This is a genomic window from Enterobacter cloacae complex sp. 677-3DZ2D5B (assembly GCF_004136695.1).
Taxonomy (GTDB): Bacteria; Pseudomonadota; Gammaproteobacteria; order Enterobacterales; family Enterobacteriaceae; genus Enterobacter; species Enterobacter hormaechei_C.
This window is the reverse complement of sequence record NZ_QFLS01000032.1, coordinates 1-4,265: the sequence shown is the minus strand read 5'-3', so window position 1 is coordinate 4,265 and position 4,265 is coordinate 1. Positions and strand designations below refer to the sequence as shown.

Sequence of the window (4,265 nt, the reverse complement as noted above, 5' to 3'; positions counted from 1 at the left end):
GTGTAGGGCTTATTATGCACGGCTTACAGCAGGCAAAATTTAACCAGAAAAAAGCCGCTGAATTACTGGGGCTGACTTACCATCAGCTTCGCGCTTTGCTGAAAAAACACCAGATTTAACGCACATTTGCAGATGTCATATTGGCGGATTTGACGCATAACCCCATCAGGGTTTACCATGACGCCATTACTGTATAAAAAAACAGGTACAAATATGGCTCTGGCACTCGTTGGCGAAAAAATTGACAGAAACCGTTTCACCGGTGAGAAAATTGAAAATAGTACATTTTTTAACTGTGATTTTTCAGGTGCCGACCTGAGCGGCACTGAATTTATCGGCTGTCAGTTCTATGATCGTGAAAGCCAGAAAGGGTGCAATTTTAGTCGTGCGATGCTGAAAGATGCCATTTTTAAAAGCTGTGATTTATCCATGGCGGATTTTCGCAATGCCAGTGCGCTGGGCATTGAAATTCGCCACTGCCGCGCACAAGGCGCAGATTTCCGCGGCGCAAGCTTTATGAATATGATCACCACGCGCACCTGGTTTTGTAGCGCATATATCACGAATACCAATCTAAGCTACGCCAATTTTTCGAAAGTCGTGTTGGAAAAGTGTGAGCTGTGGGAAAACCGTTGGATGGGTGCCCAGGTACTGGGCGCGACGTTCAGTGGTTCAGATCTCTCCGGCGGCGAGTTTTCGACTTTCGACTGGCGAGCAGCGAACTTCACACATTGCGATCTGACCAATTCGGAGTTGGGTGACTTAGATATTCGGGGCGTTGATTTACAAGGCGTTAAGCTGGACAACTACCAGGCGTCGTTGCTCATGGAGCGGCTTGGCATCGCGGTGATTGGTTAGCATTCACGGAGCGGTAAGTACCGCTCCCGCCCTTATACAATAGTGTCCGCCCTTGCCTTAAAAGTCACTTTCGACGCACAGAGCGTAAACGTTAGAGGGTTCCGGTCCCCCCATCAGAACACCAGACCTGACCAGACGTATAGCTGTTCTCCCGAGCGGCCAGGGTGACATAAAGCGGCGCGATTTCCACCGGTTGACCAGGGCGTCCCAGCGGCGCATTTGCCCCAAATTTCTCCACCTTTTCCTGCGGTTGACCACCACAGCACTGCAGTACAGTCCAGTATGGACCCGGCGCGACGGCATTGACACGGATCCCTTTCGGGGCCAGCTGTTTCGCCAGCGATTTAGTAAATGCCACGATAGCTGCTTTAGTCTGAGCATAATCAAGCAAGATTTCACTTGGCTCATAAGCCTGTACGGAGGAGGTATTAATTATCACGCTGTCTGGTGAAAGATGGGGTATGGCCGCTTTGGTGATCCAAAACATAGCGTAAACATTGGTTTTGAATGTTGCGTCGAAGTCTTCTGTGGTGAGTTCCTCAATTGACTCACAAAATTGCTGACGACCCGCATTATTGACGAGGATATCCAACCCTCCCAGTCCTTTTACCGCCTGTGTTACCAGATGACCGCAAAAAGCCTCATCACGGATATCGCCGGGGATGGCCAAAACATTTCTGCCTGCTTTTTTTATCAGATCGACCACTTCACGCGCATCGTCTTCTTCTTCAGGTAAATAGTTAATCGCAACATCAGCGCCTTCACGAGCATAGGCAATAGCAACAGCACGACCAATCCCTGAATCCCCACCGGTAATTAATACCTTGCGCCCATTCAGGCGACCGCTTCCCTGATAGCTGTCTTCTCCATGATCGGGGCGCGGTTGCATTTTCCCCGCCAGCCCGGGAAAGGGCTGCTGCTGCTGTTGAAAAGGCGGCGCCGGAAAACGCGCAGAATTGGTTTTATTGATGGTCTTTTTTTCCTTGTTTAAGCCAGCCATTCAATTACCTCTCATTATTTATCACAAAGACTAATAATCGTAGACCAAAATGAATGGTATGACCTATATTATCCAGCTACACTTAATTTTCTCGGAATATTACCCTCCCTACTTTCCTCTACCGTTGCGCTTATATCCCCACCAACGTTAGATTTAATTTAAAAAATATTATTTGAGACTTATCCAGTTCGCAGTGTTAATAAATAGCAACCACACTTAACATCTCAATCTGGGGTATAGGAAGTATAAACCACCTTTTTGCTCCTCATCCGAAGTATCTTACCTGAAATTCCCTCACTCGTTTACCGCTCAAGCCCCAATTTTAACTGCCGGTCCAGCCTAAACCGCTCTAATAAGGTTCGATTTGGCGGTAAAATCTCTAGCCTGATAGCTCGAGAGATACAAACTGCCCCACCGCCCCGTTTAAAAGTTGGCAGTGTTGAGCAGTGTTGGATTTGGGGTCGTCAGTCAAAGAGACGACTCTGTGATGGATCGAACAGGCTGGGAGTCAGTGGCGGCGCTCGTTCTGGTGGCAGCTCACGCTGCTTGGCGGCATTCGCCTTGGCTGTTTTCTGTTTCAGATGCTTGAGAATCTGCTCAATGACCTTCGGATCTTCGATGCTGGCAATCACTTTGACGTGACCGCCGCAGTGTTCGCAGACTTCAATATCAATATTGAAGACTCGCTTGAGGCGTTGCATCCAGGTCATGGCGCGGTGGCGCTCTGCAGGACTCTTGTCACGCCAGTTAGTATCGAGACCTTCCGATTTGTCGGGCTTCTTGCCCCGCTTGGCGGGTGTTACTTGAACTCGGTGTTTGCTGTTCGGTGCAAAGACGCCGTGGAAGCGTGTGAGGTTGACTCGCGGCTTAGGTACCAACGCAGCGAGTTTGGCGATGAAGTCCAGCGGCTCGAAGATCACATGGGTGGTGCCATTGCGGTACGGAGTTTTGAGCTCGTAACGCACCTGCCCATTGGCGGTTAATGCCAGACGTTTTTCTGAAACCGCTGGCCGACTAATGTAGCGACACAAGCGCTCAAGCTTATCCCGCTGATGCGCTTCGGCCATCACACCGGCGTGTAGCGAGAAACCAGCATGGTTGGCTACTCGACTGCTTGAGTCGGCTTTATCCTCACGCCCTGGCAAGGTTTGCAGGGTGAAGACTTTGCGCCCTTGCTGGGGGCCGACGGCAATGCGATACGTAACCGAAGCACCATGTAATTGAGTCAGCGTATCGTCTTCGCCCTCTTCCAGTGTCAACCACGTATTCTCGGCATCACGCTCCAAAATCCCACGCTTTTCCATGCAGCGAGCGATGCGATGGCTGAGGGTGTGAGCGAGCGTATTCAGCTCATCGTAAGTGGGTGCCTTGACACGATGGAAGCGTTGCTTGCCATAGTCATCTTCGGCATAGACACCATCGAGAAACAGCATGTGGTAGTGGACATTGAGATTTAGCGCGGAGCCAAAGCGTTGGATAAGAGTCACTGAGCCAGTTTGTGCAGAGGCTTTGGTGTAACCGGCTTTTTTGATCAGATGAGTTGAGAGTGTACGATAGACGATACTCAAGACCTGGCCCATCAGCTGGGGATGGCGAGCCAGCAAAAAGCGTAGCTGGAAAGGAAAGCTGAGCACCCACTGGCGAATGGGCTCCTTGGGGAAGACTTCGTCTATCAGCAGCGCCGCACTCTCGGCCATCCGGCGGGCACCGCAGCTAGGGCAAAAGCCGCGTCGTTTACAGCTGAAGGCGACCAGACGCTCGTGATGACAATCCTCGCAGCGAACCCGCATGAAACCATACTCCAGACGGCCACATTGGAGGAGGTCGTTGAATTCTTGTTGGATGTAGCGAGGCAGGTGTTGACCTTGGGCTTCGAGTGAGGCTTTGAAGGCTGGGTAGTGCTGCTCAACCAGCTGGTAGAGCAGCGTCTGGTCGGGTTGGTGGCGTTCGTAACCGTTTGTTTGAGTGGGCGATTGACTCGCCGTGGCGTTCCTTGCCAGCGACATGGGTATCCTCCGCTGATACTGTGGTTATGTACAGTATCAGCGGCTTGCGTTCAGACGTCCAGTCTGGCCCTAGACATCGCTAAATGCTTAACCCGCAATAGCCCTCACGAGTTGTTATCAGCCACTACCGGTTGAGCGAGAAGGTTTTGGGTTCAGGGTGCTATTGCTCCACCAATCACAATACTGAAGCCCCAACTGTTATCAGTTGGGGCTTTTTCTTGTCTGTTTGCGGCGGTTGCGTTTTATCGGTAGTCGTCGAGCTCTGCACCATCCCACATAAGAGCTTAACGGTGCGATCTTCAACGCCATCACACAAAACTTTCTTTTTCACGCACAGTCAACTTATTGGATGTTTTATTAACAACCCAAAAGGAGATATTTAGCGGGCGGCCGGAAGGTGA

4 protein-coding genes are annotated in these 4,265 nt (G+C 50.7%); 2 read left to right on the top strand and 2 right to left on the bottom strand.

Going from position 1 to position 4,265, the window contains the following annotated elements:
- Together DD597_RS24800 and DD597_RS24795 are read left to right on the top strand one after the other, a co-directional pair.
- Window positions 1-119: helix-turn-helix domain-containing protein (locus DD597_RS24800; protein WP_271063911.1), on the top strand; the 119-nt coding region annotated here is incomplete at its 5' end.
- Window positions 120-213: 94 nt separating this feature from the next.
- On the top strand, window positions 214-858 hold the full coding sequence (locus DD597_RS24795; protein ID WP_001749994.1) for a quinolone resistance pentapeptide repeat protein QnrB6: 645 nt from the start codon (window positions 214-216) through the stop codon (window positions 856-858).
- Between the two features lie 91 nt (window positions 859-949).
- Here the strand turns inward: DD597_RS24795 and DD597_RS24790 are convergent, their stop codons facing one another.
- Both DD597_RS24790 and DD597_RS24785 read right to left on the bottom strand, forming a co-directional pair.
- Window positions 950-1,858 carry an SDR family oxidoreductase gene (locus tag DD597_RS24790; protein WP_001749993.1) on the bottom strand — a complete coding sequence of 303 codons (909 nt, stop codon included), beginning with the start codon at window positions 1,856-1,858 and terminating at the stop codon, window positions 950-952.
- A 464-nt stretch (window positions 1,859-2,322) separates the two neighbouring features.
- Window positions 2,323-3,864 carry an IS91-like element ISCR1 family transposase gene (locus DD597_RS24785; RefSeq protein WP_000050481.1) on the bottom strand — a complete coding sequence of 514 codons (1,542 nt, stop codon included), beginning with the start codon at window positions 3,862-3,864 and terminating at the stop codon, window positions 2,323-2,325.
- Window positions 3,865-4,265: the final 401 nt, after the last annotated feature.

Bases quoted from the DNA above. Each gene is read 5' to 3' on its own strand.
- DD597_RS24795 (WP_001749994.1), top strand. From the start codon at position 214: ATGGCTCTGGCACTCGTTGGCGAAAAAATTGACAGAAACCGTTTCACC.
- DD597_RS24790 (WP_001749993.1), bottom strand. From the start codon at position 1,858: ATGGCTGGCTTAAACAAGGAAAAAAAGACCATCAATAAAACCAATTCT.
- DD597_RS24785 (WP_000050481.1), bottom strand. From the start codon at position 3,864: ATGTCGCTGGCAAGGAACGCCACGGCGAGTCAATCGCCCACTCAAACA.